General features: G+C 53.8%; 2 rRNA genes. Both read left to right on the forward strand.

Annotation, left to right across the window (positions count from 1 at the left end):
• Positions 1-194: 194 nt before the first annotated feature.
• A 23S ribosomal RNA gene (locus Y882_RS17225) occupies positions 195-3075 on the forward strand.
• 127 nt (positions 3076-3202) lie between these two features.
• Positions 3203-3315, forward strand: a 5S ribosomal RNA gene (gene rrf / locus Y882_RS17230).
• Positions 3316-3377 lie beyond the last annotated feature (62 nt).

The raw sequence follows: 3377 nt of genomic DNA on the forward strand, positions 1-3377 counted from the left end.
AAAGATTTAGAAACGAGACGGCACTGTGGCCGCTCTTGTGTTCTTTGAAAATGTAAACGAGTGACAAGCGTCTTGGTTCGAAACCGAATCGAGATGTGTCGTTGAGGCAATTAAGCGAACGCGTTGTTTGGACATTCGATGATCATCACCTCGTAAGTGATGGTTATCGGCCCTGAGGCGACTTGGGGTTATATGGTCAAGCGACCAAGCGTATACGGTGGATGCCTTGGCAGTCAGAGGCGATGAAGGACGTGGCAGCCTGCGAAAAGTGTCGGGGAGCTGGCAACAAGCTTTGATCCGGCAATGTCCGAATGGGGAAACCCACTCCGCAAGGAGTACTGCATGGTGAATACATAGCCATGCAGAGCGAACCCGGGGAACTGAAATATCTAAGTACCCGGAGGAAAAGAAATCAACCGAGATTCCGTCAGTAGCGACGAGCGAACGCGGACTAGCCCAAAAGTTTCTAGTGTTTTAGCCGAACGGTTTGGAAAGGCCGGCCATAGCGGGTGATAGCCCCGTAGGCGAAAGGGCATTAGGAATGAAATTGAGTAAGGCGGGGCACGAGAAACCCTGTCTGAATATGGGGGGACCATCCTCCAAGGCTAAATACTCCTGACTGACCGATAGCGAACTAGTACCGTGAGGGAAAGGCGAAAAGAACCCCGGAGAGGGGAGTGAAATAGACCCTGAAACCGTATACGTACAAGCAGTGGAAGCCCGCAAGGGTGACTGCGTACCTTTTGTATAATGGGTCAGCGACTTACTGTCAGTGGCAAGCTTAACCGTATAGGGGAGGCGAAGGGAAACCGAGTCTGAATAGGGCGCATAGTCTCTGGCAGTAGACCCGAAACCGAGTGATCTATCCTTGGCCAGGTTGAAGGTGCGGTAACACGCACTGGAGGACCGAACCCACATCTGTTGCAATAGATGGGGATGAGCTGAGGATAGGAGTGAAAGGCTAAACAAACTCGGAGATAGCTGGTTCTCCTCGAAAGCTATTTAGGTAGCGCCTCGTATGAATCTTCCTGGGGGTAGAGCACTGTTATGGCTAGCGGGCCATCGCGGCTTAGTAAACCATGGCAAACTCCGAATACCAGGACAGAATGTACGGGAGACACACGGCGGGTGCTAACGTCCGTCGTGAAAAGGGAAACAACCCAGACCCGCAGCTAAGGTCCCCAAGTTATCGCTAAGTGGAAAACGATGTGGAAAGGCATAGACAGCCAGGAGGTTGGCTTAGAAGCAGCCACCCTTTAAAGAAAGCGTAATAGCTCACTGGTCGAGTCGGTCTGCGCGGAAGATTTAACGGGGCTAAGCGATACACCGAAGCTCGGGGTGCATTACTTTGTAATGCGCGGTAGAGGAGCGTTCCGTAAGCCTGTGAAGGTGGATTGAGAAGTCTGCTGGAGGTATCGGAAGTGCGAATGCTGACATGAGTAACGATAATGGGGGTGAAAAGCCCCCACGCCGAAAGCCCAAGGTTTCCTCGCGCAACGTTCATCGGCGCAGGGTGAGTCGGCCCCTAAGGCGAGGCAGAAATGCGTAGTCGATGGGAAGCTGGTTAATATTCCAGCACTTGTCTGTAGTGCGATGTGGGGACGGAGAAAGTTAGGTCTACCGGGCGTTGGTTGTCCCGGGGAAAGGCGGTAGGCATGAAGCGTAGGCAAATCCGCGCTTCTTTATGCCGAGCACCGAGACGAGTCCTATTGGACGAAGTGACTGATACTACGCTTCCAGGAAAAGCCACTAAGCTTCAGCTACAGAGAAACCGTACCGTAAACCGACACTGGTAGGCAGGGTGAGAATCCCAAGGCGCTTGAGAGAACTCGGGTGAAGGAACTAGGCAAAATGGCACCGTAACTTCGGGAGAAGGTGCGCCCTCCGGCGTGGTCACGTGCGTGACTGAGCGCTAGAGGGTCGCAGTAACCTGGCCGCTGCGACTGTTTATCAAAAACACAGCACTCTGCAAACACGAAAGTGGACGTATAGGGTGTGACGCCTGCCCGGTGCTGGAAGGTTAATTGATGGGGTCAGCCGCAAGGCGAAGCTCTTGATCGAAGCCCCAGTAAACGGCGGCCGTAACTATAACGGTCCTAAGGTAGCGAAATTCCTTGTCGGGTAAGTTCCGACCTGCACGAATGGCGTAACGACAGCGGCGCTGTCTCCACCCGAGACTCAGTGAAATTGAAATCGCTGTGAAGATGCAGCGTTCCCGCGGCAAGACGGAAAGACCCCGTGAACCTTTACTACAGCTTCACACTGAACGTTGAGTTCTTCTGTGTAGGATAGGTGGGAGGCTATGAAACCGAGACGCTAGTTTCGGTGGAGCCATCCTTGAAATACCACCCTGAAGTGCTTGACGTTCTAACCTAGGTCCGTAATCCGGATCAGGGACCGTGTGTGGTGGGTAGTTTGACTGGGGCGGTCTCCTCCCAAAGAGTAACGGAGGAGCACGAAGGTACGCTCAGCGCGGTCGGACATCGCGCACTGTGTGCAAAGGCATAAGCGTGCTTGACTGCGAGATCGACGGATCAAGCAGGTACGAAAGTAGGTCTTAGTGATCCGGTGGTTCTGTATGGAAGGGCCATCGCTCAACGGATAAAAGGTACTCCGGGGATAACAGGCTGATACCGCCCAAGAGTTCATATCGACGGCGGTGTTTGGCACCTCGATGTCGGCTCATCACATCCTGGGGCTGTAGCCGGTCCCAAGGGTATGGCTGTTCGCCATTTAAAGTGGTACGCGAGCTGGGTTCAGAACGTCGTGAGACAGTTCGGTCCCTATCTGTCGTGGGCGTTGGAGATTTGAGAGGGGCTGCTCCTAGTACGAGAGGACCGGAGTGGACGTTCCGCTGGTGTTCGGGTTGTCATGCCCATGGCATTGCCCGGTAGCTACGAACGGAAGCGATAACCGCTGAAAGCATCTAAGCGGGAAGCGCGCCTCAAGATGAGATCTCCCGAGACTTCGAGTCTCCTTAAGGCACCATCAAGACTAGGTGGTTGATAGGCGCGGTGTGGAAGTGCAGCAATGCATTGAGCTTACGCGTACTAATGAGCCGTGAGGCTTGACCATATAACCCCAAGACGCTTCGCAGACATAATCGTCTCGACGAAACATCTAGTTCGATTTCACCAGACGCTTGTCACTCGTTTACCCCTTTGCCGGACTGGCGCATTCGTTGCGCTGTCCGCACCTCTTCCCTGGCGGCTATAGCGCTGTGGCCCCACCCGATCCCATCCCGAACTCGGAAGTGAAACGCAGCTGCGCCGATGGTAGTGTGAATTCTCATGCAAGAGTAGGTCACCGCCAGGGGCTTTATCCCTCAAACGCCTTCCCATCCGGGAAGGCGTTTGTCTTTGTGCGGTTTGAAAATA

This window comes from Dyella japonica DSM 16301 (genome assembly GCF_001010355.1).
Classification (GTDB): domain Bacteria; phylum Pseudomonadota; class Gammaproteobacteria; order Xanthomonadales; family Rhodanobacteraceae; genus Dyella; species Dyella japonica.